The organism is Micromonospora sp. NPDC005553, assembly GCF_042871765.1.
Lineage (GTDB): Bacteria > Actinomycetota > Actinomycetes > Mycobacteriales > Micromonosporaceae > Micromonospora.
The window spans coordinates 366,459-388,446 of record NZ_JBIAJD010000003.1; the positions used below are offsets into that span (position 1 = coordinate 366,459).

General features: G+C 72.5%; 23 protein-coding genes. 15 read left to right on the forward strand and 8 right to left on the reverse strand.

Annotated elements, in window-relative coordinates; translation table 11 throughout:
- Nucleotides 1-45: 45 nt before the first annotated feature.
- The gene (locus ACFYPG_RS14210; protein WP_355005770.1) at nt 46-852 is read left to right on the forward strand and encodes a sugar phosphate isomerase/epimerase; all 807 of its coding nucleotides are present in this window, start codon (nt 46-48) and stop codon (nt 850-852) included.
- Nucleotides 853-881: 29 nt separating this feature from the next.
- Here the strand turns inward: ACFYPG_RS14210 and ACFYPG_RS14215 are convergent, their stop codons facing one another.
- From ACFYPG_RS14215 to ACFYPG_RS14225, 3 genes are read right to left on the reverse strand one after another with little or no spacing between them, the layout of a single operon-like run.
- Nucleotides 882-1,469, reverse strand: coding sequence for a CGNR zinc finger domain-containing protein (locus ACFYPG_RS14215; protein WP_355005769.1), 588 nt, complete (start codon nt 1,467-1,469; stop codon nt 882-884).
- A 19-nt stretch (nt 1,470-1,488) separates the two neighbouring features.
- Nucleotides 1,489-2,655, reverse strand: a complete 1,167-nt coding sequence (locus tag ACFYPG_RS14220; protein ID WP_387352193.1) for a glutathionylspermidine synthase family protein — start codon at nt 2,653-2,655, stop codon at nt 1,489-1,491.
- Between the two features lies 1 nt (nt 2,656).
- Nucleotides 2,657-2,929 carry a hypothetical protein gene (locus ACFYPG_RS14225; protein WP_355005767.1) on the reverse strand — a complete coding sequence of 91 codons (273 nt, stop codon included), beginning with the start codon at nt 2,927-2,929 and terminating at the stop codon, nt 2,657-2,659.
- Nucleotides 2,930-3,035: 106 nt separating this feature from the next.
- On the opposite strand from ACFYPG_RS14225, the gene ACFYPG_RS14230 reads away from it, so the two are divergent.
- The 11 genes from ACFYPG_RS14230 (at nt 3,036) to ACFYPG_RS14280 (ending at nt 13,570) form a co-directional block, all read left to right on the forward strand.
- Nucleotides 3,036-3,956, forward strand: coding sequence for a proline dehydrogenase family protein (locus tag ACFYPG_RS14230; protein WP_355005766.1), 921 nt, complete (start codon nt 3,036-3,038; stop codon nt 3,954-3,956).
- Between the two features lie 106 nt (nt 3,957-4,062).
- The gene (locus tag ACFYPG_RS14235; RefSeq protein ID WP_387352194.1) at nt 4,063-4,863 is read left to right on the forward strand and encodes an alpha/beta fold hydrolase; all 801 of its coding nucleotides are present in this window, start codon (nt 4,063-4,065) and stop codon (nt 4,861-4,863) included.
- Nucleotides 4,856-5,431 (forward strand): TetR/AcrR family transcriptional regulator, encoded by a 576-nt coding sequence (locus ACFYPG_RS14240; protein ID WP_387352196.1) that lies wholly within the window; start codon nt 4,856-4,858, stop codon nt 5,429-5,431. Before ACFYPG_RS14235 ends, ACFYPG_RS14240 begins: the two co-directional genes overlap by 8 nt.
- A gap of 69 nt (nt 5,432-5,500) precedes the next feature.
- Nucleotides 5,501-6,790 (forward strand): hypothetical protein, encoded by a 1,290-nt coding sequence (locus ACFYPG_RS14245; RefSeq protein WP_387352198.1) that lies wholly within the window; start codon nt 5,501-5,503, stop codon nt 6,788-6,790.
- A gap of 79 nt (nt 6,791-6,869) precedes the next feature.
- The gene (locus ACFYPG_RS14250) at nt 6,870-8,216 is read left to right on the forward strand and encodes an efflux RND transporter periplasmic adaptor subunit (RefSeq protein WP_387352704.1); all 1,347 of its coding nucleotides are present in this window, start codon (nt 6,870-6,872) and stop codon (nt 8,214-8,216) included.
- A complete protein-coding gene (locus ACFYPG_RS14255; protein WP_387352200.1) occupies nt 8,213-9,199 on the forward strand; it encodes an ABC transporter ATP-binding protein in 987 nt (328 codons plus the stop codon). Before ACFYPG_RS14250 ends, ACFYPG_RS14255 begins: the two co-directional genes overlap by 4 nt.
- Nucleotides 9,196-10,380, forward strand: a complete 1,185-nt coding sequence (locus tag ACFYPG_RS14260) for an ABC transporter permease (protein WP_355005761.1) — start codon at nt 9,196-9,198, stop codon at nt 10,378-10,380. Before ACFYPG_RS14255 ends, ACFYPG_RS14260 begins: the two co-directional genes overlap by 4 nt.
- Nucleotides 10,381-10,592: 212 nt before the next feature.
- Complete coding sequence (locus tag ACFYPG_RS14265) at nt 10,593-10,802, forward strand: helix-turn-helix domain-containing protein (RefSeq protein ID WP_007465625.1); 210 nt, start codon at nt 10,593-10,595, stop codon at nt 10,800-10,802.
- 270 nt (nt 10,803-11,072) lie between these two features.
- Entirely contained in the window at nt 11,073-11,174 is a 102-nt protein-coding gene (locus ACFYPG_RS14270) for a 30S ribosomal protein bS22 (RefSeq protein WP_007465623.1), read from the forward strand.
- 121 nt (nt 11,175-11,295) lie between these two features.
- On the forward strand, nt 11,296-12,372 hold the full coding sequence (locus ACFYPG_RS14275) for an NAD-dependent epimerase/dehydratase family protein (protein ID WP_355005760.1): 1,077 nt from the start codon (nt 11,296-11,298) through the stop codon (nt 12,370-12,372).
- 118 nt (nt 12,373-12,490) lie between these two features.
- Nucleotides 12,491-13,570, forward strand: a complete 1,080-nt coding sequence (locus ACFYPG_RS14280) for a lysophospholipid acyltransferase family protein (RefSeq protein ID WP_387352705.1) — start codon at nt 12,491-12,493, stop codon at nt 13,568-13,570.
- A 30-nt stretch (nt 13,571-13,600) separates the two neighbouring features.
- Here ACFYPG_RS14280 and ACFYPG_RS14285 read toward each other — a convergent pair whose 3' ends face one another.
- The 3 genes from ACFYPG_RS14285 to ACFYPG_RS14295 form a co-directional block, all read right to left on the reverse strand.
- Complete coding sequence (locus ACFYPG_RS14285; protein ID WP_357257386.1) at nt 13,601-14,470, reverse strand: HAD-IB family hydrolase; 870 nt, start codon at nt 14,468-14,470, stop codon at nt 13,601-13,603.
- Nucleotides 14,471-14,596: 126 nt separating this feature from the next.
- Nucleotides 14,597-15,466, reverse strand: coding sequence for a DUF5667 domain-containing protein (locus ACFYPG_RS14290; RefSeq protein WP_355005758.1), 870 nt, complete (start codon nt 15,464-15,466; stop codon nt 14,597-14,599).
- 289 nt (nt 15,467-15,755) lie between these two features.
- Nucleotides 15,756-16,712 carry an ECF subfamily RNA polymerase sigma factor, BldN family gene (locus ACFYPG_RS14295; protein WP_357197613.1) on the reverse strand — a complete coding sequence of 319 codons (957 nt, stop codon included), beginning with the start codon at nt 16,710-16,712 and terminating at the stop codon, nt 15,756-15,758.
- Nucleotides 16,713-17,299: 587 nt separating this feature from the next.
- On the opposite strand from ACFYPG_RS14295, the gene ACFYPG_RS14300 reads away from it, so the two are divergent.
- Genes ACFYPG_RS14300 through ACFYPG_RS14310 form a run of 3 tightly spaced genes read left to right on the forward strand, consistent with a single transcriptional unit; the run spans nt 17,300 to nt 19,834 of the window.
- Nucleotides 17,300-18,907, forward strand: coding sequence for an AMP-binding protein (locus tag ACFYPG_RS14300; RefSeq protein ID WP_387352202.1), 1,608 nt, complete (start codon nt 17,300-17,302; stop codon nt 18,905-18,907).
- Nucleotides 18,897-19,151 (forward strand): glutaredoxin family protein, encoded by a 255-nt coding sequence (locus tag ACFYPG_RS14305; protein ID WP_030490173.1) that lies wholly within the window; start codon nt 18,897-18,899, stop codon nt 19,149-19,151. The genes ACFYPG_RS14300 and ACFYPG_RS14305 overlap by 11 nt, the downstream gene beginning before the upstream one ends.
- A 20-nt stretch (nt 19,152-19,171) precedes the next feature.
- On the forward strand, nt 19,172-19,834 hold the full coding sequence (locus ACFYPG_RS14310) for an HAD hydrolase-like protein (RefSeq protein WP_355005755.1): 663 nt from the start codon (nt 19,172-19,174) through the stop codon (nt 19,832-19,834).
- On the opposite strand, the gene ACFYPG_RS14315 is transcribed toward ACFYPG_RS14310, so the two are convergent.
- Complete coding sequence (locus ACFYPG_RS14315) at nt 19,815-20,468, reverse strand: response regulator transcription factor (RefSeq protein ID WP_030329744.1); 654 nt, start codon at nt 20,466-20,468, stop codon at nt 19,815-19,817. The two genes, ACFYPG_RS14310 and ACFYPG_RS14315, sit on opposite strands and share 20 nt — an antisense overlap.
- A 215-nt stretch (nt 20,469-20,683) precedes the next feature.
- Nucleotides 20,684-21,988: a sensor histidine kinase gene (locus ACFYPG_RS14320; protein WP_387352205.1), complete on the reverse strand. Its 1,305-nt coding sequence runs from the start codon at nt 21,986-21,988 to the stop codon at nt 20,684-20,686.

Here is a 21,988-nt window from a genome sequence, read left to right on the forward strand (position 1 = left end):
CGCTCGTCACGATGCCCGCGGCGCTGCCGGGCTACGCTGGCTGATGTGACTTCCCGCGTTCCCGTGCTCCTGTCCAGCTCGTCGGTCTTTCCCGAGCCGACCGCGGCGGCGTTCCAACTGGCCGCGGCGCTCGGCTACGACGGCGTCGAGGTGATGGTCTGGACCGACGTGGTCAGCCAGGACGCGGGTGCGCTGCGCGGCCTCTCCGCGCACTACGACGTGCCGGTGCTCTCGGTGCACGCGCCCTGCCTGCTGGTCACCCAGCGGGTGTGGAGCCCGGACCCGTGGGAGCGCCTGCGCAAGGCCGCCGAGCTGGCCGAGACGCTGGGCGCGCCGACCGTCGTGGTGCACCCACCGTTCACCTGGCAGCGCGACTACGCGCGCAATTTCGCCGAGGGTCTGGCCACCGTCGCGGACCGGTTCACCGGGCTGCGCTTCGCTGTGGAGAACATGTACCCGGTGCGGATGGCGGGCCGGCAGTTCGTCCCGTACGTGCCCGGTTGGGACCCGACCGACGCCGGGTACCCGTCGTACACCCTGGATCTGTCGCACTGCGCGGCCTCGCACAGCGACCCCCTGGAGATGGCCGACCGGATGGGCGCCGGGCTGGCGCACGTGCACCTCGGTGACGGCACCGGCGAGGGCCGCGACGAGCACCTGGTGCCCGGGCGTGGCACCCAGCCCTGCGGGGAGCTGCTCTCCTCGCTGGCTGGCCGGGGTTTCACCGGGGCGGTGGCGGTGGAGGTCGCCACCCGGGGCGCGAAGAGCCGCGCGGTGCGCGAGGCGGACCTGCGCGCCGCGCTGGAGTTCGCCCGCCAGCACCTGACCGCGCCGTCACCTGTCGACGCCTGACCCGCCCGCCCACGATCGGGCGGTGTCGGTCAGCTGACCGGTGAGAGGGAGTCGGTGGCGGAGGTCTGCTGCGGGGCGACAGTCACCTGCTCGCCGACCGCCGCCCGCTTACGGGCCCGGTGCGCGGCGACGTGCGAGCGGGTGGCGCAGCGTTCCGAGCAGAACCGCCGGCAGCAGTTGGACGACGTGTCCAGGTAGACGTTGCCGCACCGCTCGTCGGCGCAGACCCCGAACCGGGCGCTGCCGTACTCGCAGAGCCAGACCGACAGGCCCCAGGCCGCGCCGGCCAGGTATTCGGCGCTGACCGAGGCACCCCGGCTGGTGACGTGCATGTGCCAGTCGCTGGAGTCGTGCCCGGAGATGCGCGGCTGCACCGGGAACGCCTCGAGCAGCGCGTTCAGCTCGGTGACCGCCTGGGCGTCCCGCCCCGAGGTGCCGTACTCGAAGACGTCGCGCAACCGTTTCTGCGCCCGGCGGAAGATCGCCACGTCCCGGTCCGCGACCTCGTCGCGCATCCAGGCGTTCTCGTCGGGGAAGAGGGCCCGCAGGTCGTCGAGGTCGTCCAGGCGGGCGTTGACCAGGTCAACGCCGGTCCGGGCGTACGCGTCGAAGTTCACACCCCCAACGGTAGACGACTCAGCGGGTACGCGGCGCGTCGATGTAGTGCGGCAGGAACCGCGCGTAGCCGTCAGTGATCAGACTGGCGCTCTCCCGCACGCCCACGCCCGCCGACTCGCCGTCGACGATCCAGCTGCCCAGAACCATCCGGTTGCCGGCGAACTGCGGCAACGCCCGGAACTCCTGGTAACACCAGCCCTCGTCGCCGTAGATCCCCGGGTTGGTGATCTCCTCATCGGCGGTGACGATGCGTACCGAACCGCCTTCGCGGCCGAGCAGCGGCTTGGCGACGTACTCCGTCATGCCGCGCGGCGAGTCGAGGTACGCCGGGAGCAGGAGCTCGTGGCCGGGGTACAGCTCCCAGAGGACAGCGAGCAGTGCCTTGTTGGAGAGCAGCAGTTTCCAGGCCGGCTCGATCCAGGTGGTCGGGGTGCCCGGGGCCAGGGCCGCCGGCCCGTACGGCTCGGCCAGCATCCACTCCCACGGGTAGAGCTTGAAGCAGGTGGTCACCGGGCGGTCGTCGGCGTCGACGAAGCGTCGGCCGTCCCAGCCGATCTCCTGGATGGGTTGGAGCTCGACGCTCAGACCGGCCTGCCGGGCGGTCTCGGCGAGGTAGCCGGCGGTCATGTGGTCCTCGCCGGACTCCTCCTCGTTCGACCAGAGCACGTGCACCAGGGGGTCGTGCAGCCCCGCCCCGATCTTGGCCCAGGCGCCGACCAGTCGCTCGTGCAGGCTGTTCCACTGGTCCAGCTCCGGCCGGGTCTGCTCCAGCCAGTACCACTGGATGATGCTCGCCTCGACAAGCGCGGTGGGGGTGTCTGCGTTGTACTCCAACATCTTCGGAGGCCAGGTGCCGTCGTACGCGAAGTCGAAGCGCCCGTACAGGGTCGGTGGCGCCTCCCGCAGCGACCGGGCCACCGCCTCGGCCGCCCACTCCGGGATGCCGAACTCGGCGTACCGGCGCTGCGTCACCACGTGCTCGGCGGCGGCCACCGACATCCGGTGCAGCTCCTCGGTGGCCTCCTCCAGCCGCAGCACCTCGTCCAGGTCGAACGCGTACGCGGCGGTCTCGTCCCAGTACGACATGATCCCGCCGTCGGGCAGCTCGGTGTCGACGTAGACCAGACCCTGCGACCGGATGGTGGCGTCCCAGTCGGGGCGCGGCGTGACCGTCTCGCGGCGCACGTCAGCCGCCGCAGGAGGCGAGGTGGGTGCCGAATCCACCGCGTTCGGGCAGGGCGGCGGTGGTCGGCTCCGGGGCGGAGCGACCGGCGGCCGGGTCGCTGACCCGCATCGCCAGCGCGACGGTGCCGCCGCCGCCGACCGGCCCGAGGGCGCAGTCGTCGTCATCGTCGTCGTCCGAGGTCATGTTGCAGCCGGAGAGAGCGAGCGCGAGAGCGGTGAGCGCGCCGAGCTGCACGGAGGCCGAGCGGAGTCGGCGGCGGGGGCGTTGTTCCACGGCATCGTTGTAGCCGATCGACGCCACCGCCGCCGCCCCGCCCCCGGGCCGAGGTGGCCCGGCCGCCCCTCGGCGAAGCCCCTCGCAGGGGCGTTACGCTCGGCTCATGCTCCGTTCCGTCATCCTCGCCGCCTCCCGGTCATCCCAGGTCGAGCGGCTCGTCGCGACTGCCCCGTACACCCGGGACGTCGTCCGCCGGTTCGTCGCCGGCGCCGCCACCGACGACGCGTTGCGCGCGACCCGCGGGCTCGTCGACGACGGCCTCGCGGTCACCCTCGACCACCTCGGTGAGGACACCGTCCGCCCCGAGCAGGCCACCGCCACCCGGGACGAATACCTGAAACTGCTGAGGATGCTCGGCGCCGCTGGGCTCACCCCGGCCGCCGAGGTGAGCGTGAAGCTCTCCGCCCTCGGCCAGATGTTCGACGAGCAGTTGGCGTACGACAACGCGCGGGCGATCTGCGCGGCGGCCGACGCGGCGGGCACCACTGTCACCCTGGACATGGAGGACCACACCACCACCGACTCGACGTTGGAGGTGCTGAGCCGGCTGCGCAAGGACTTCCCGTCGACCGGCGCGGTGCTCCAGGCGTACCTGCGGCGGACCGAGTCGGACTGCCGGGAGCTCTCCTCGGCCGGGTCCCGGGTGCGGCTGTGCAAGGGCGCCTACAAGGAGCCGGAGTCGGTGGCGTATCAGTCGGCCCGTGAGGTGGACAAGTCGTACGTGCGCTGCATGAACATCCTGATGTCCGGCGACGGTTACCCGATGCTGGCCACCCACGACCCGCGGATGATCGCCATCGGTGAGGATCGGGCCCGGTGGTTCGACAGGGGTCCCGAGCGCTTCGAGTTCCAGATGCTCTACGGCATCCGCCCCGAGGAGCAGGCCCGGTTGGCCGGCGAGGGCTACACGGTGCGCACCTACGTCCCGTACGGCGACGAGTGGTACGGCTACCTGATGCGCCGGCTCGCCGAGCGCCCCGCCAACCTGGTCTTCTTCGGCCGTGCCCTGATCTCCAAGAAGTAGTTCCCCCGGTTCGGCCGACGGGCCGGCGGTGATCCCTCGGGTCACTGCCGGCCCGTTTCGGGTATCCGGCTTGCCAACCTTGGCTAAGCAGCTTAGCTTTAAGGCTATGACAACTAGCCAGGTGCGGCGGGACGGTGGACACATCGCGTACGAGGTGCAGGGCGAGGGGCCGTTGGTGGTCCTCGCGCACGGCATGGGCGAGAACAGGGCGAGCTTCCGGCACCTCGTGCCGCTGCTGGTGGCCGCCGGTCACCGGGTCGCCTCGGTCGACGTCCGGGGGCACGGCGAGTCCAGCGCCGGCTGGCCCACGTACGCCCCGGCGGAGGTCGGCGCGGACCTGCTGGCCGTGGTCCGCGACCTCGACGCTGGTCCGGCCGTGCTGGTCGGCAGCTCGTCCGCCGCGGCGGCGGTGGTCTTCGCCGCCACCGACGCACCCGAACTGGTCACCGGCATCGTGCAGATCGGCGCGTTCGTCGGTCAGCCGAAGCTCAACCCGCTGCTGCGGATGGCGATGTGGTCGGTGCTGCACAGCCCTCGACTGTTCGGGATGTTCCACAACACCCTCTTCCCGGTGCACCGGCCCGTCGACGACGCGGCGTACCGCCGCTCGATGGTTGCCAACCTGCGCGAGCCTGGTCGGATGGCCGCGACGCGCGGCGTGATCGCACCGGCCGAGCCGCACTGGACCGCCCGTGCCCCGCAGGTGCGGCAACCGGTGCTGGTGCTGATGGGCTCCAAGGACCCGGACTTCCCAGACCCGGGAGCCGAGGCGCGGGCCGCCCGGCGGCTCTTCGGCACCGCCGAAGCTCGGATGATCGAGGAGTCCGGCCACTACCCGCACGCCGACCGGCCGCAACGCACCGCCGAGGAGCTGCTCGGCTTCCTGGCGGTGTGCGCCGGTGCCTAGGGTCGGCCTCAACCAGCAGACCGTCGTCCGGGAGGCGGCCCGGCTGGCCGACGAGGTCGGCTTCCAGCAGCTCACCCTCGCCGCGCTCGCCAGCCGGCTCGGCGTGGCGCTGCCCAGCCTCTACAAGCACGTACGGGGGGCGGACGCGTTGACCCAAAAACTGGCCGCCCTGGCGACCGCCGAACTGGCCACCGAAATGACCACCGCCGCCGTCGGCCGCTCCGGTGGCGACGCGCTCCGGGCCATGGCGGACGCCTACCGTGGCTACGCCCTCCGGCACCCCGGCCGCTACCCGGCCACCCAGCGGGTGCCGGACCCGGCCGACCCGGAACACGTCGAGGCCGGCGAACGGGCCGTCGGTGCCGTCTTCGCGGTGCTGCGCGGGTACGGGCTCACCGGCGACGACGCGGTGGACGCGACCCGCGCGCTGCGCAGCGCCCTGCACGGCTTCGTGACCCTGGAGGCCGCCGGCGGCTTCGGTCTGCCCCGTGACGTCGACCGCTCGTACCACCAGTTGGTCGCGAGCATGGACATCTCGTTCCGCTCGTGGCCGCGCACCGGCGGGTGAACGAGCCACCGGGCCGATCGGTCCGGGGCGGCCTCGCCGCGTCCAGGTAGTGGTCGTACCCTTCGGCGGGTGACTGACGAGGTGCAGCAGCCAGCACCGCGGCGGCTCTGGCCGCTGTGGACGGTGCTCGTGGTGGTCGTCCTGGTGCTGGGCTGCGGCCTGCCGGCGGCGCTCGTCGTCGGAGTGATCCGGGAGACAGGGTCGCGCGCCACTGTCAGCCGGGTCGGCGCCTCGGCGGCCGACGACCCGGCCACCGCCGTGGCCCGGGGGCTGTCCGACCGGATCACCGCCCAGCTCCACCGGCAGTCAGCGGCACTCCTGGGCGGCGACCGCGCCGGGTTCCTCGCTGTCGCCGATCCCGCCGCCCACAACGACCTGCGCCGACGCTTCGCCGCACTGCGCGAGCTCAAGGTGACCGGCTGGCGGGCGGAGCCGAGTGGCCTGCCCGTGCCGATCATCGGCAAGCCCGGCGAGTGGCGGCTGCTGGTGCGCTTCCAGTACTGCTTCGTCACGCCGAACTGCCGGCCCAGCCCCGTGCTGATCGGCACGCGGTGGCGGGAGAACGGCGACCAGCCCCGGATGGTCGCCATGGAGGAATCCAAGTCGGTGGAGACCGGCACCCGACCGTGGGAGATCAGCAACCTGGCGGTCGCCATCGGCGCGCGGACCATCGTCGCCACCACCCCGGCCCTGCGCGGCAAGCTGCCCGGCCTGCTCGCGCAGGCGGAGGCGGCGGCGAAGATCGCCGACGGGTACGCGGTGACCGGCTCACCTCCGGACCGGTACCGGATCTTCTACGCGGGGCGCACCGAGTGGCAACGCTGGTACGGCGGGGAACGTCCGGAATGGACCGGCGGTTACGCGGTGACGGTGGGCGGCGGCCACCACGAGGTGGTGCTCAACGCCGAAGGGCTCACCAACAGCGGCACCGACGACCTGCTGCGGCACGAGCTGACCCACGCGGCGTCGCTGCCGGAGCGCGGCTACCCGGGCAAGCTCACCTGGTGGTTGGTCGAGGGCCTGGCCGAGTTCGCCGGTGCCGGCGGTCAGGCGGTCGACCGGTACGAGGGGATCGCCGACGTGCGCAAGATGGTCCGGGGCGGCTGGGACGGCAAGTTGGAGGGCGTCAACCCCGCCGACGACGCCTCCGCCGAACGGGTCGCCGCCAGCTACGGCATCGGCTACCTGGCCGTTCGGCACCTCGTCGACAGGTACGGGCCGCTGCGGCTGCTCACCTTCTTCAAGACCGTGGTGCACGACGGCAGGACCATCGACGCGGCCTCCGAGAAGGCGTTCGGTGAGCAGTGGTCGACGCTGCACGACGAGTGCGTGGCGTACGTCCGCGCCACCGCCGCCTGACGCAGCTCGCAGGTGGTGCGGCGGTGCGCCGTACCATCGATGGGTGCGCCGTTCCCAGTCGTCACGGCCCGCCAGCACCATGCGGCCCCGCCTGCTCATCGCCCTGACCGCCGTCGTCGTCCTCACCGCCACCACCGCCGCCTCCTGCGGCGACGGAGGCCCCGATCTCGCGCTGGCGTCGGCCACCCGGAACCCGGTCACCGAGGTGATCGACGCACCCGCCACGGTCACCGCCCGCGCCGCCGCCACCCTCACCGCTCCCGCCGACGGCACCCTCTCCAGCCTGCGCGTCCAACCCGGACAGCGGGTCAAGCGCGGTCAGGTGCTGGCGGTGGTCGACTCGCCGAGCGCGCAACAGCGTCTCCGTCAGGCCAAGGAGGCGCTGGCCGCCGCGAAGCGCGCCGGCCGAGGCGTCGGCGCGGGCAGCCTGACCAGCAGCCGGCGTGGCACCGACAAGGCCGCCGACGAGGCGTTCGACGCGGCCCGCAAGGCGGCCGAGAAGATCGCCGACCCGCAACTGCGCGACGCGCTGCTCACCCAGGTGACGTCCGCGCAACGCCAGTACGCTGCCGCCGCGCGCAGCGCCGACCAGGCGGTCCGCTCCGTGCAGCGGGGGATCAACGGGTTGAGTTCCGCCGTCGGCGCGCTCTCCGCGGCGCAACGGCTCCAGGCCCAGCAGGCGTACGACCTGGCGAAGGCGACAGTCGACGCGCTGACCCTGCGCGCCCCGATCGCCGGGGTGGTGCAGCCCGGCGGCACCCGGGCCGGCGGTGGCGCGAACGCCGGTCTGGCCGGTCTGTTGGAGCAGGCCGGCGGGGCGGGCCTCGATCCGTCCGCGCTGGCCCCCAGCCAGGGCGGGCCGCCGGCCGGCGTGGACGACGCGGTGGTGGTCGGCGGGTTGGTCACCGCCGGCGCGCCGGTACTGACAGTGGTGGACACCGGGCAGCTCGGCCTGCTCGCCGAGGTGGACGAGACCGACGTACTCCTCGTCAAGGCCGGCGTGCCGGCCACCGTCGAGTTGGACGCCGTCACCGGCGCCAGCTACGACGCGGTCGTCCGCTCGGTCGACGTGCTGCCCACCAACTCCGCGCAGGGCGGCGTCACCTACCGGGTCCGCCTGGCGCTGGGCGCCGGAAAGCTGGCCGAGGACGAGCCCGCTCCGAGGCCCCGCCCCGGCATGAACGCGATCGTGCACCTGCGGGTACGCGAGGCCGTCGACGCGGTGACGGTCCCCGCGTCGGCGGTGTTCTCCGCCGACGGCCGGGACGCGGTCTGGGTGGTCCGTGACGGCAAGGCGGGCCGGGCGTCGGTGACCGTTGGCGTCCAGGGGTCCGACCTGGTGCAGATCCTCAACGGCGTGCAGCCCGGCGACCGGATCGTGGTGCGCGGCGCCGACCAGGTCCGCGACGGCCAGGAAGTCCGGTGAGCGAACCCGCCGTCGCGGATCCGCGCGGCGATCCGCCGGCAGGGGAGCGCGTTCCGGCGATCGAGGCGGTGGACGTGTCCCGGACGTACCAGCTCGACGGGGTGTCGGTGGAGGCGCTGCGCGGGGTGTCGCTCACCGTGCAGCCGGGGGACTACGTGGCCCTGGTCGGCCCGTCCGGCTCGGGCAAGTCCACCCTCATGCACCTCCTGGGCGGGCTGGACCGGCCCACCGGTGGCCGCCTGGTGATCGGCGGACGCGACGTCAACGCCCTCGCCCCACCGGAGATGGCGACCCTGCGCAACGAGACCATCGGCTTCGTCTTCCAGGCGTTCCATCTGTTGCCGCGTACCTCGGCGGTGGAGAACGTGGCGTTGCCTCTGGTCTACCGGGGAGTCCCGGCCCGGCAGCGGCGGGAGCGGGCCGCGGCGATGCTGGGCCGGGTCGGCCTCGGGCACCGGCTGGACCACCGGCCCAACCAGATGTCCGGCGGTGAGCAGCAGCGAGTGGCGATCGCCCGCGCGCTGGTCACCGAGCCGACGGTGCTGCTGGCCGACGAACCCACGGGCAACCTGGACAGTGCCACCGGCGCTGCCGTGCTGGGGCTGTTGGAACAACTGAACGTGGAGTCGGGGGTGGCCCTGGTGATGGTCACCCACGATCAGGAGGTGGCAGCCCGCGCCCATCGTCGGATCACCATGCGCGACGGGGTGGTGGTGGCGGACAGCGGCGACCCGCGCTCCGCTCATGATCGACCGCCGTCCGTTGATCACGGTCGACCTGCGACACTGGTCCCCGCTCCCAGCGCGGAGCCCCGGTCCGCGTCCGGAAGCGGTCCGGGGCACCCGTCCGGTGGCTCCGGTGGCGCCGCCGGAGCCACCGGGCGCCTTCCGCGCGAGGTCGAGCGGCCCGAGGCCGACCCGGGCGAGGCGCGTGAGAGCGCTGCGGGCGCGCGCGGGGTCGAGCGGCCCGGAGGTACGGCGTGAGAGTCGCCGAGGCGTGGCGGGTGGCGCTGGACGCCCTGCGGGCCAACCGGATGCGTAGCGCGCTGACGATGCTCGGGGTGATCATCGGGGTGGCCTCGGTGGTGCTGCTGGTGGCGATCGGCACCGGCACCAAGCAGAAGGTCGAGCAACAGGTCGAAGGGCTCGGCTCCAACCTGCTGCTGGTCGTCCCCGGCCGCATCGAGGTGGGCAACGCGCCAGTCGTCTCGCCGCTGACCCTCAAGGACGTGGACGCCGTCACCCGGGTGGTCGGCGACCCCGATCGGGTGGCGGTCACCGTCGCCTCGGGGGCGACCGCGCGGGCCGGCGCCCGTTCCGACTTCACCACCGTGCAGGGCGTCCTGGAGACGACCCCGGCGGTGTTCACCCGTTCGCTGGCGCGGGGACGTTACCTCACCGGCACCGACGTGGACACCAGCCGCCGGGTGGCGGTGCTCGGTGACTCGGTCGCCCGTGCGCTCTTCCCCGACCGGGACCCGCTCGGCCAGCAGGTGGCGCTGGCCGGGGTGCGGTTCCGGGTGATCGGTGTCTTCGCGCCCCTCGGGCAGAGCCTCGGCGTCGACCGGGACGACGAGGTGCACGTGCCGGTGACCGCCGCGCAACGACTCTGGGGCACCCAGCGGGTCGACGGCATCGCGGTGAAGGCGCCGGACCGGGAGCGGATCGACGAGCTGGGCGAACGGATCGTCGCCGAGCTGAACCGCCGCCACCCGGACACCGAGTTCAGCGCCGTCACCCAGCAGCAGATCCTCGGCGTGCTCGGCGACATCCTCGGTGTCCTCACCGGTGTGCTGGCGGCCATCGCCGGCATCTCGCTGCTCGTCGGCGGGGTGGGCGTCTCCAACATCATGCTGGTCAGCGTCCGGGAGCGGACCCGGGAGATCGGGCTGCGCAAGGCCGTCGGGGCCCGTCCCCGCGACATCGGGGTGCAGTTCCTGCTGGAGGCGGTGCTGCTCACCACGATCGGCGGGTTGACCGGGATGGCGCTGGGCGTGGGCAGCGCCCTGCTTGTCGACGCGCTGTCGCCGATCCCGGCGGCGATCACCTGGTGGTCGTTGGCGCTCGCCTTCGGGGTTTCGGCGGTGGTGGGCATCGTCTTCGGGGTGGTTCCCGCGCAGCGCGCCGGCCGTCTCGACCCGGTGGTCGCGCTGCGCACCGAATGAGCGGCAGAGGAACAACCGGACGACGGACGCGGACGGGCGGATACCGGGAGCACGGATCGGGTGAACCGGCCACCTGAGCATGATCAGTTGCAGGAAGGGATCGCGCCGGTCACAACCGCCCCGCTACCGTACTGGTAACACGCGCGTCGTCGGCCCGGCCCGGAGCATCCGTCGGGTTGGCACGCGCCGGGCATGGGATGGGTCGGTGAGCCATGGCCGGGTCACAGTCCGACGGACGGCTGTCGGAGGTCAAGTTCCTGACCGTTGCGGAGGTGGCGACGGTCATGCGGGTGTCGAAGATGACCGTCTATCGCCTTGTGCACAGCGGTGAGCTCACCGCCGTCCGGGTCGGTCGGTCATTCCGGGTGCCCGAGCATGCGGTGCACGAATATCTCCGGGGTGCCTTTCAGGAGACCGCCTGAGCCACCGCCTCACCCTCCGATCGTCGGTTGACCGGCGTCGGTGGGCGTGAGGAGTGAGCTCGCGCGTCCTGCGGTCGTGCGCCAGAGGCGGCTGCGGCGGGGGCGCGTTGGTCCGGCTGAGGCCCTGCGGCTACCCTGGAACCCGACCGAGACCCCACCGGTGCGCCCCGCCGCCCAGACTGGTCCGGTCCGTTGTCCGCAAGCGGTCGCCGTCGCCACCTGCGTGGTGTCATCCGGTCCGCCCCGCACGTTGTATCGAAAGGCTGTCGTATGGGCTCGGTGGTCAAGAAGCGCCGTAAGCGCATGGCTAAGAAGAAGCACCGCAAGCTGCTGCGCAAGACCCGCGTCCAGCGTCGCCGTCTCGGCAAGTGATCGCCGCCGGGCTCAGGCCCGGCGTTCGGCGTCACTTGCCAAACTGTCGACTTCCGGAGGCTCAGGTGATCAGGCCGTGGTCGTCCCGGCTCGGTCCATCCTGCCGGCGTAGGTGCGTCAGATGACCCCCGGTGGCACCTCAGGTGCTCCGGGGGTCGTCGTCGTCACCGGAGTGGGTCGTTACCTGGGAGCCCACGTGGCGGCCCGACTGGCCGCCGACCCACGCATCGAACGGGTCATCGGGGTCGACGCACCGGACTCCGGCATCGAGTTCACCGACCTGCTGGACCGGGTCGAACGGATCCGCGTCGACAACGGTTCCCTCGGTGGCCTCCTCGCCGACCTGGACGTCGACGCGGTGGTGCACCTCGCGCTCGTCACCTCACCCGACCCGCAGCACGGCGGCCGGTCCGGGATGAAGGACCAGAACGTCATCGGCAGCATGCAGATGCTCGCCGCCTGCCAGCGGGCGCCGCGACTGCGCAAGCTCGTGGTCCGCTCGTCGACCGCCGCCTACGGGGTGTCGTTCCGGGACCCGGCGGTCTTCACCGAGGAGACCGAACCCCGCGAGGTGCCGCGCGGCGGTTTCGGCCGCGACATCCTCGACCTTGAGGGGTACGTGCGCGGCTTCCGCCGCCGTCGGTCCGACGTCACCGCGACGGTGCTGCGCTTCGCCCCGTTCATCGGCTCGACCGCGGACACCACGCTGACCCGCTACTTCTCGCAGCCGTTCGTGCCGACCGTCTTCGGCCGTGACCCCCGCCTGCAGTTCCTGCACTTCGACGACGCGTTGGAGGTGCTGCACCGGTCGATCGTGGAGGACCATCCCGGCACCTACAACGTCGCCGGCCCCGGCGTGCTGTCGCTGTCCCAGGCGATCCGGCGCGCCGGCCGGGTCGCCGTGCCGGTGCTGGAGCCGGGTCTCTCCGGGGCCGCCGCGCTGGCCCGCACCATGGGCTTCGGCCGCTACGGCCTGGACCAGGTCGACCTCTTCGTGCACGGCCGGGTGGTCGACACCAGCCGGCTCGAGCAGGAGTACGGCTTCACGCCCCGGTCGACAGCCGCGGCGTTCGAGGACTTCATCCGGGCCCACCACGGTGGGGTGGTGGTCACCCGGGATCAGCTGGCCGCCGCCGAGCAACTCGTCCTGGACGGCATCCGGCAGGTGCGCTCAGCGGTCCGGGAGCGGTCATCATGAGCGCGAGGAGCGAGCCGGTCCTGCGAGCCCCGCAGTCGCGAACCGAGGCGGCATCATGAGCGGCTTCGAGGAGGGGCGCGACCCACAGTCGGTCGGGCGTTTTGACGTACCCGAGCAGATGCCCGCTCCGGACGCGGAGCCGGCGCGGCGCAACGGACATCGACTGGCCGCGCAGGCCGCGCAGGCCGCGCCGACCCCGGCCGCACCGCCGGCCTCGACCGCACCTCCGACCCCGACCCCGAGTACACCGCCGGCCCCGGCTCCGGCCGCACCGCCGGCCCCAGCTCCGACTCCGGCCGACGGGGTCGACGGTGGGTTGTCCGGCGGCACCGAGTCGGCGGTGTCGGACCGGCCCGGGGACCACTGGGACCGCAAGGTCGCGAACGGGTTGGCGTTCCTGCGCCGGCGGCTCTCCGGTGACTACGAGGTCGACGAATTCGGGTTCGACTCGGAGCTGACCGACGCGGTCTTCCACCCGCTGCTGCGGCTGCTCTACCGCGACTGGTTCCGCACCGAGGTCAGTGGGGTGGAGCACGTCCCGGTGGGCGGGCCCGCGCTCGTGGTCGGCAACCACTCCGGGACTGTGGCACTGGACGCGCTGATCCTCTCGGCGGCGCTGCACGACAAGCATCCCGCCCACCGCTACCTGCGGCTGCTCGGCGCCGACCTGGTCTTCCGGATGCCGGTGGTCTCCGAGTTGGCCCGCAAGACCGGCGGCACCGTGGCCTGCAACCCGGACGCCGAGCGGCTGCTCAGCGGCGGCGATCTGGTCGGTGTGTTCCCCGAGGGCTTCAAGGGCATTGGCAAGCTCTACGCCGACCGGTACAAGCTGCAACGCTTCGGGCGGGGCGGGTTCGTCTCGGCGGCACTGCGTACCGGAACCCCGATCGTGCCCGTCGCCATCGTCGGCGGCGAGGAGATCTACCCGATGCTCGCCGACATCAAGCCCCTGGCGCGGCTGCTGAAGCTGCCCTACTTCCCGGTCACGCCGACGTTCCCGCTGCTCGGCCCGCTGGGCATGGTGCCGCTACCCAGTAAGTGGCTGATCGAGTTCTGCCCGCCGATCCCCACCGCCCACCTGACCGACTCGGCGGACGACCCGCTGGTGGTCTTCAACCTCGCCGACCAGGTGCGGGAGACCATCCAGCAGACCCTGCACACGCTGCTGGAGCGACGGCCCGACCCGTTCGGCCCCTGAACCAGCCGGCGCGCGACGTGTCGCGTGAGGTCAGCCGGCTCGGCGGCGGCGCTGGAGGGCCAGGCCGGCGGTGACCGCGCCCGCGACCAGCCCGGCGGCCGCCGTCGACGGTACGGCGATCTTGACAGCCCGGCGACCGCTGCGGAAGTCCCGCACCTCCCAGCCGTGCTGGCGGGCCTGCCGCAGCAGGGTGCCGTCCGGGTTGACGGCCACCGCCCGGCCCACCGCGCGGAGCAGCGGCAGGTCGTTCGCCGAATCGCTGTAGGCCGCGCAGCGGGACAGGTCGAGCCCTTCCACGGCGGCGAGCTGGGTGACCGCCTCAGCCTTGGCCGGCCCGTGCATCAGGTCACCCACCAACCGTCCGGTGTACGCCCCGTCCAGCACCTCGGCCACAGTGCCGATGGCACCGGTCAGGCCGAGCCGGGCGGCGATCACCCGGCCGATCTCGACCGGGGCGGCGCTGACCAGCCAGACCCGCTGACCGCCGTCCAGGTGACGCTGCGCGAGCTGGTGGGTGCCGGCCCAGATCCGGGGGGCCATCATCTCGTCGAAGATCTCCTCGGCGAGGTGTTCGACCTCGTTGACCCGCCAGCCCTGCACGAAGGCCAGCGCGGCCTCCTTGGCCAGTGACATGTCACCGGCGTGCTCCCGGGCCAGCAGCCGGAAGCGGAGCTGCTGCCAGGCGAATCGGGCCAGGTCGGCGGTCGTCACGTAGTTTCGGGAGGCGAGCCCACGGGCGAACCAGTAGATCGACGCGCCCTGCATCATCGTGTTGTCCACGTCGAAGAACGCCGCGGCGCTCGGATCAGGTGCGCTGACCGGGGCCAGGTCGGTCTCCGCCCAGGCTGCGGTGTGCCCCTCGGCGTCGGTGCTGACCGTCACCTTACGGCTGCGCGCCACGCGAATCCCTTCCTCACCGGTACGACGGATGCTCCCCCGCGAGCGTATCCGCCGTAGACGGGCGACCGGCCGGGCACACAGCGAACTGTGGCGCGGCCGGTCGGACGTGCGGTATGGGGACGCGGGTCAGCGGGCCCCGGGGCAGGTGTTCGGGTTCGGCCCGAGGGCGTCGCTGGCGGTCGGTGCCGGCAGGCCGCAGGCGATCGCAGCGCGCAGGTCGTCCGAGCGTTCCCGGATGCTGTCCAGCAACACCAGCGACCGCTGGGTCCGTTCCCGGTCGACCCGGGTGCTCCCGTCGAGCAGACCGCGTACGGCCCGGCGCTGGCTCGACACGAAGGTGTTGAGAGTGTCCAGGCTGCCCGGCTCGGCCCGCTGCACGGCGGCGGAGGTCAGCAGGCGAACTCCCTGCCGGCTGTCGGCGTCCATGTCGTCGAGGACCGCGCTGTAGCCGATCCGGTCGCCGCGCAGCTTGGCGGCTTCGCCGACTCTGGTCCGGGCGAAGTCCAGGAAGAGTTGGCCTCTGCTGATGTCGGAGCTGGCCAGGGCGAGCTGTGCCCGTTCGGTGGAGCGCTTCATGCCGTACAGCGCGTCACCGGGCACCGCGTTCTCGCTGGCGGCGGAGATTCCGGAGACGGCGATGGCCCCGGCGGCGATGCCGACCAGGATCGCGCCCCGGGCTCGGGCCCGCCGTGCGGTGACCGCCGGCAGCAGCCGCCCGCGGGTGGTGGTGGCGGCCGGTTCGCTGACCGCCGCCGGCGTGCTGCCCAGCCCTTCCCGCTCGGCGGTTGCGAGCAGCATCGCCCGCAGGCCGGTACGGAAGTCCTGGTCCACCTCGACAGCCGGGGGGTCGACGCTGAGCCGCTGACCCACTGCGACGAGCGGCGCCAGTTGGCCGTCCACCCGGGATCGCACGTGGTGTCGTCGAGCGCCGTTGGCCTCGTCGAGAAGCTGCGCGAAGCGCTCCGCGCGCCGGCGGGAGAAGAGGGTGTTGTCCACCGCAGGCACCTCCTCTCGCTGGTCACGGCCGGTCGGCCGCCGTCGTTGCCAGCGACCGGGCGGCAGTGTGACACCACGGAGGTGAGGTGCCGCCGGCATGCCGGTCGGACCTCGGTGACCCGGGCCTGCCGGGACATCCACCGGTCGCACCCGGAGAAACGCGGCGGACCGGGCACGGGTTACGGGCCCGGCGGGGCGGAAATTACAGAAAGTGATGGTCATCACCGGGCGGGACCGACTTTGAGCTGCGCAGACGTTGATCGACGTCCGTCGGTCCCGCCGTAACAAACTACGGCTGGAAGCCGTCGGGCAGCAGCCGGGCCAGGGCGCGGACGGCGCGGTACTGGAGGGCCTTGATGGCTCCCTCGTTCTTGCCCATCGCGCGGGCCGTCTCGGCGACCGAGAAGCCCTGGAGGAAGCGGAGCACGATGCACTCCTGCTGCTCCGGGTTGAGCTGCTTGACAGCGGTGAGGAGCGCGACGTTGGTGATGTGCTCCACCACCGCCGCCTCCGGGCTGCCCTCCGGGCCCCGGTCCTCCCGGTCGGCGTCGAGCACGTCACCGGTGGTGACCTCCAGCCGGTACCGGCCCGACTTGAAGTGGTCCGCGACGAGGTTACGGGCGATCGTCACCAGCCAGGCGCCGAGGTCGCGGCCCTGCCAGGTGAAGCTGCCGATCCGCTTGAGCGCGCGCAGGAAGGTGTCCGAGGTGAGGTCCTCGGCGAGTTGCCGGTTGCCGACCCGGAAGTAGACGAACCGGAAGACGGTGTCCACGTAACGGTCGTAGATCAGACCGAACGCCTCGGACTCACCGGCCTGGGCCCGCTCGATCAGCGTCCAGACCTCGGTCGCCGGGTCGGACGGGTCCGGGCGGCTCGGGAAACCGGTCGGGGTGGTCGCGGTGGTGGCCGGCACCGCCGGGATCACCGCTGTCTCGCCCGCCGCCGGGTCGGTGGTGACCGCCGGTGTGTCGCTTACCCGACGACCCTGCACAGGCATCGTGGGTCGCGGCGGTACGGCGACCCGGCCGCCGGCCGGCTTCGCGTTTCCACCGGGCACCGCGGGTCGCGGCGGTGGCTCGTTGTGGTGTGGCCGGCTGCGGATCCGCTGCGCCGCGCCGTCACCCCGCACGACGCCGCCGTGCTGTTCGTCGGACGGGGCACGGGCCGCGGGCCGCTCGTTGACGTGGGAGCGGGCGGGTTGACCGGTCAGGCCGACCGGACGTTCCGCGTATCCGAAGGTGGTCATCGCGTCGCCCCCGTCCCGTCGGTCGCCGGGCGGGCGGGTCTGGGTCTCGTCGGGGCGGACCGGCCGGGTGACCGGTCGGGCAGGACGGTCACGGGAGTTGCCGACGCGCGGCAATTCCCGTGGAGGTGCTGGTCCAATGCGCTCACAGGCACGGGGGCCTCCTCGGGCTGAGGGGTGTCGACTCACGGCAAATGGGGTGAGCCGACCCGAGTGATGATAGGGCCAACGTCACCCGCGCGTGGCAAGTCCGTTACACAAGGCGGAAGTATTTCCCCCTCCGTCGCACCGGTGGCGGACCGGTTGTCCGTCGTGTGCGATTGACTTTCCGTCGGCTCGGTGTTCCAGGATGGATCCCCAGGTAGGAGGCTTTCCGCCCGTTCGGCTGAGCCACCGCGCCGGCCGGCCGGACGGGGGCGGCCGAACCGCCCTTGGTCAGCGTCGCACGTCCCATCGACAGGACCTGATCTGATCGCCGGTGGCACACCGGACAGTCCCGTACATGGGACTGTCGCGGTGTCGTCCTCCGGGCGTGGCGCACCACCATCGGGCATGGCCCGCCCGGGCCCGCTGTGCCAGACTCGATCACCGTGCAGGACGCCTCGGAAAGCCCCGCGCCGAACCTCGCCGACCGGGTCCGCCGGGCGGCTCTCGACAGCGCCGACCGGCCCGCGCTGCACTGGCGTGAACACACAGTGAGCTGGTCCGAACTGGACACCGCTGTGGACGCAGCCGCCCGCGGCCTGTCCGCCGCCGCGCCACCCACCGACCCCGGCGGTACGCCGCCACGCGTCGCCATCGCGCTGCCCAACACACCGGACTTCGTGATCGCCTGGCTCGGCGCCCTCCGCGCCGGGCTGGTCACCGTGCCGGTCAACCCCGGCCTCACCGCCCCGGAGCTACGGCACGTGCTCGCCGACTCCGGCGCGTCGGTGCTCATCGCCACCGACCACGTTCGAGGCCTGGTCGCCGACGTGGCCGCCGAACTGCCCGCGCTCGCCTCGGTGCACGGCACGCCACCGACCGCCGACACGTCCGGACCAGCACCCCGCCCGCGACGCGGCGGCACCGACCTGGCTGTCCTGCTCTACACCTCCGGCACCGAGGGACGACCCAAGGGGGCGATGCTCTCGCACCAGGCCCTGCTCGCCAACCACGAACAGGTCGCCGGGATCGAGCCGCCGGTGGTCGGGCCGACCGACACCGTTCTCCTGGCGTTGCCGCTGTTCCACGCGTACGGGCTCAACTCGGGGCTCGGCGCGGTCGTGCACCACGGCGCGACGGGTGTGCTGCTCGACGAGCCAGGCCCGACGGCGGGGCTGGACGAGGTGGCGCGGCACCGGGTCAGCGTGCTGGTCGGCGTACCGTCGATGTTCCTGACCTGGGCCGGCGCGGCCACGGCCCGCGCGGCGACCGCGTCGGTGCGGGTGGCGGTCTGCGGCGCGGCACCGCTCGAACCCGCTGTCGCGGCACGCTTCACCGAGGTCACCGGGCATCAGGTCCACATCGGGTACGGCCTCACCGAGACCGCGCCGGTGCTCACCTCCACCCTGGTCGTTGGCGTGGCCAAGCCGGGTTCGATCGGCCGGCCGCTGCCCGGGGTGCGGCTGCGCCTGGTCGGCGCCGACGGGACGGACCTGTGGCGGGACGGGCTGGCCGTCCCCGACGACGACCCCGACGAGCTGGACATCTCCGACGTGGCTCCGGGCACCGACCCGGGGCAGATCGTGGTGTCCGGCCCGAACCTCTTCACCGGCTACTGGCCCGACGGTCGGGGCGGCCCGGACGCCGATGGTTGGTGGGGCACCGGTGACATCGCGTACGCCGACGAGGACGGTGACCTCTTCCTGGTCGACCGGCTCGGCGAGTTGATCCTGGTCAACGGGTTCAACGTCTACCCGCACGAGGTCGAGCTGGTGCTCGCCGGGCACCCCGGGGTGGTCGAGTCGGCGGTACTGGGTGTGCCACACCCGCGGACCGGCGAGACTGTGCGGGCGTACGTGGTGCCGGCGCAGGGCCGACCGGTGACCAGCGAGGAACTGCTCGCCCACTGCGCACGGAACCTGGCCCGGTTCAAGTGCCCGACCGCTGTCGAGTTCGTCGACGCCCTGCCGCACTCGGCGATCGGCAAGGTACGCAAGACCCAACTCCGGTCGGCGCCGCCGACCGACCGCACGGAGGTAACCGATGGCCAGTGACGCCCGACTCGCCCTGATCACCCGACCCGGCTGCCACCTGTGCGACGACGCCAAGGCGGCGCTCGACCGGGTGGTCGCGGTCACCGGCGACAAGTGGGTCGAGTGGGACGTCACCGGCGACGAGGGGCTGGAGCGGGAGTACGGGGACCGGCTACCGGTGGTCATGCTCGACGGCAAGGAGCACGGCTACTGGCGGGTCGAGGAGGACCGGCTGCTGCGGGACCTGACCACGCCGCAGCTCTGAGGAGTGCCTATGGTGCTCGGATGACCTCCGCGCACCCGCACCTCGTCTGGGACTGGAACGGCACCCTGCTCAACGACCTCAGCCTGGTGGTGTCCGCCACCAACGTCGTGTTCGCGAGCCTGGGTGGGCCGACTGTCACATCGGACGAGCACCGGGTGCGGTTCCGCAGGCCGATCGCCGAGTACTACGCCGACGTGCTCGGGCAGGCAGTGGACGACGACGAGTTCGGTCGCCTGGACAAGATCTTCCACGACGCGTACCGCACCGGGTTGACCACCTGTGAGCTGGCCGCCGACGCACGCGGCGCGATGGCCTCCTGGCCGGGCACCCAGAGCCTGCTCTCCATGTGGTTTCACGAGGAACTGGTCCCGACCGTGCACACGTACGGTCTGACCAGCCACTTCACCCGCGTTGACGGGCTGCGGGCCACGGTCGGCGGCGGCTACAAGGCCGAGTCGCTCCAGCTGCACCTGGCCGAACTGGGCGTGGACGGCGCCTCGGTGGTGCTGATCGGCGACTCCATCGACGACGCCGACGCGGCGCTCGCGGTCGGCGGCCGTGCCGTGCTCTACACCGGCGGGTTCACCGACCCGGGCCGGCTGCGCGCCTCCGGTCACCCGGTCGCCGACACCCTCACCGACGCGGTGGCCCTGGCCCGGGAGGTCAGTTCCGCAGGTAGGTGAGGACGGCCAGCACCCGCCGGTGCTGTTCGGTGTCCGGCGGCAGGGTGAGCTTGGTGAAGATGTTGCGCACGTGCTTCTCCACCGCGCCGTCGCTGACCACCAGGGCGCGCGCGATCGCGGTGTTCGAGCGCCCCTCGGCCATCAGAGCGAGCACCTCGCGCTCGCGGGGGGTCAGCTCCCGCAGCGGGTCGTCACGGCGGCGTCGGGCGAAGAGCTGACCGACCACCTCCGGGTCGAGCACCGTGCCGCCGCCCGCCACCCGGCGCAGCGCGTCCAGGAACTCGTCGATCGCGGCCACCCGGTCCTTGAGCAGGTAGCCGATCCCGCCGCCGGCGCCGCCGGTGGTCGCGAGCAGATCATCGGCGTACGAGACCTCGACGTACTGGGAGAGCACCAGGATCGGCGTACGCGGCACCAGCCGGCGGGCCTCCACCGCAGCCCGCAGCCCCTCGTCGGTGTGCGACGGGGGCATCCGGACGTCGACGATCGACACGTCGGGCCGGTGCTCGACCACCGCCTCGACCAGGGCGTCACCGTCCCCGACGGCGGCCACCACCTGGTGCCCACTCTCGGTCAGCAGCCGGACCAGCCCCTCCCGGAGCAGGACGGCGTCGTCGGCGATCACGATGCGCATGGCTGTGGTGTCTACCACGTCGCTCACCATCGCGGCGGCTTCCGGCGGCTCACGGCATCTTCTTGGTTCGCTCGCAGACCCGGCTCACTCCTCGCGCTCACAGCATCTTCTTGGTTCGCGACTGCGGGGCTCGCAGACCCGGCTCACTCCTCGCGCTCACAGCATCTTCTTGGTTCGCGACTGCGGGGCTCGCAAACCCGGCTCACTCCTCGCGCTCACAGCGGCAGCTCGGCGCGGATCTCGGTGGGGCCACCGGTCGGGCTGGCCACCATCAGTTCGCCACCCGCGGCCCGGACCCGGTCGGCGATGCCGGCCAACCCGTGCCCCTTCGCCAGGTGCGCGCCGCCCTGCCCGTCGTCGCCCACCCACACCTGCAGGTGGGAGCCCTGCCGGGTCACCGTCACAGTGGCCTCGGTGGCCCGGCTGTGCTTGGCGACGTTCGTCAGCGCCTCGGACACCACGAAGTACGCGGTGTTCTCCACCGCCGGGTCGAGCCGCCCGGCCGGGGTGCCGAGCTGCGGGTCCACCTGGAGCTCGATCGGGATCAGCCCGCGGCCGGCGATCGCGGCCAGGGCGCTGGGCAGGCCCCGGTCGACCAGGATCGGCGGGGCGATGCCCCGGGACAACGCCCGCAGCTCGGCAAGAGTGTCCCGGGTCTGGCTGACCGCCTCGTCGATGGTCTTGCCGGCCGCGTCCGGGTCCGAGGCGAGCTGCATCCGGGCCCGGCTGAGGTCCATCGCCAGCCGGACCAGGCGCTGCTGGGGACCGTCGTGGATGTCACGCTCCAACCGGCGCAGCGCGGAGGCCTCGGCGGACACGGCGGCCCGCTTCTGCTCCTCCAGCACTGTGATCCGGTCGCGCATCTCGGCCACCCCGGTCAGCATGGCCTTTGCGAAACTCGCCTGGAGCAGTGCGCAGCCCCGCACCACGATCGGCAGGGTGATCAGGAAGAACACCCCGAGCGCGGTGTTCAGCCCGATCCGGGCGGTGGTCGAGTCGCCCAGGCCGAGGATCTGCGCCAGATCCTGGTCACCCTCACCGGACGGGTGGGGGATGGCCCAGTCGTAGGCCCAGTAGAGCGAGCCAGCGATCGCCGCGGCCCACCAGGACAACGTGACCACGAAGGTGCCCACCGCTGCGATCGACCGCAGGATGCCGTGCGCCAGGTCGAGCCAGGACTGGGCGTCCCGGATCGGCACGAAGATCCGGCGCCAGGCGTTCGCGCCCGACTCGGGCAGCCGGTAGTTCGGCCGGATCCGGGGCTGCCGGAGCACAGCGGCCATCCGCAGCCGCTCGATGTCGGCCAGGCCACGGGCGGCGTACAGCGTTCCGCTGAGGATCGGCAGGCCGATCACCGTGACGACCAGGCCGACGCCCACCGACAGGCCGACGACGAGGACGATGAAGCTGGTCAGCCCCAGGGGCAGGCCGAGCAGCACGTACCCGGAGTCGACGAAGAGCTGGCGGGGAATGCTCGGTGCCAGCGGCGGTCGGGCGGTGGTGGCGGCAACGGCGGTCAT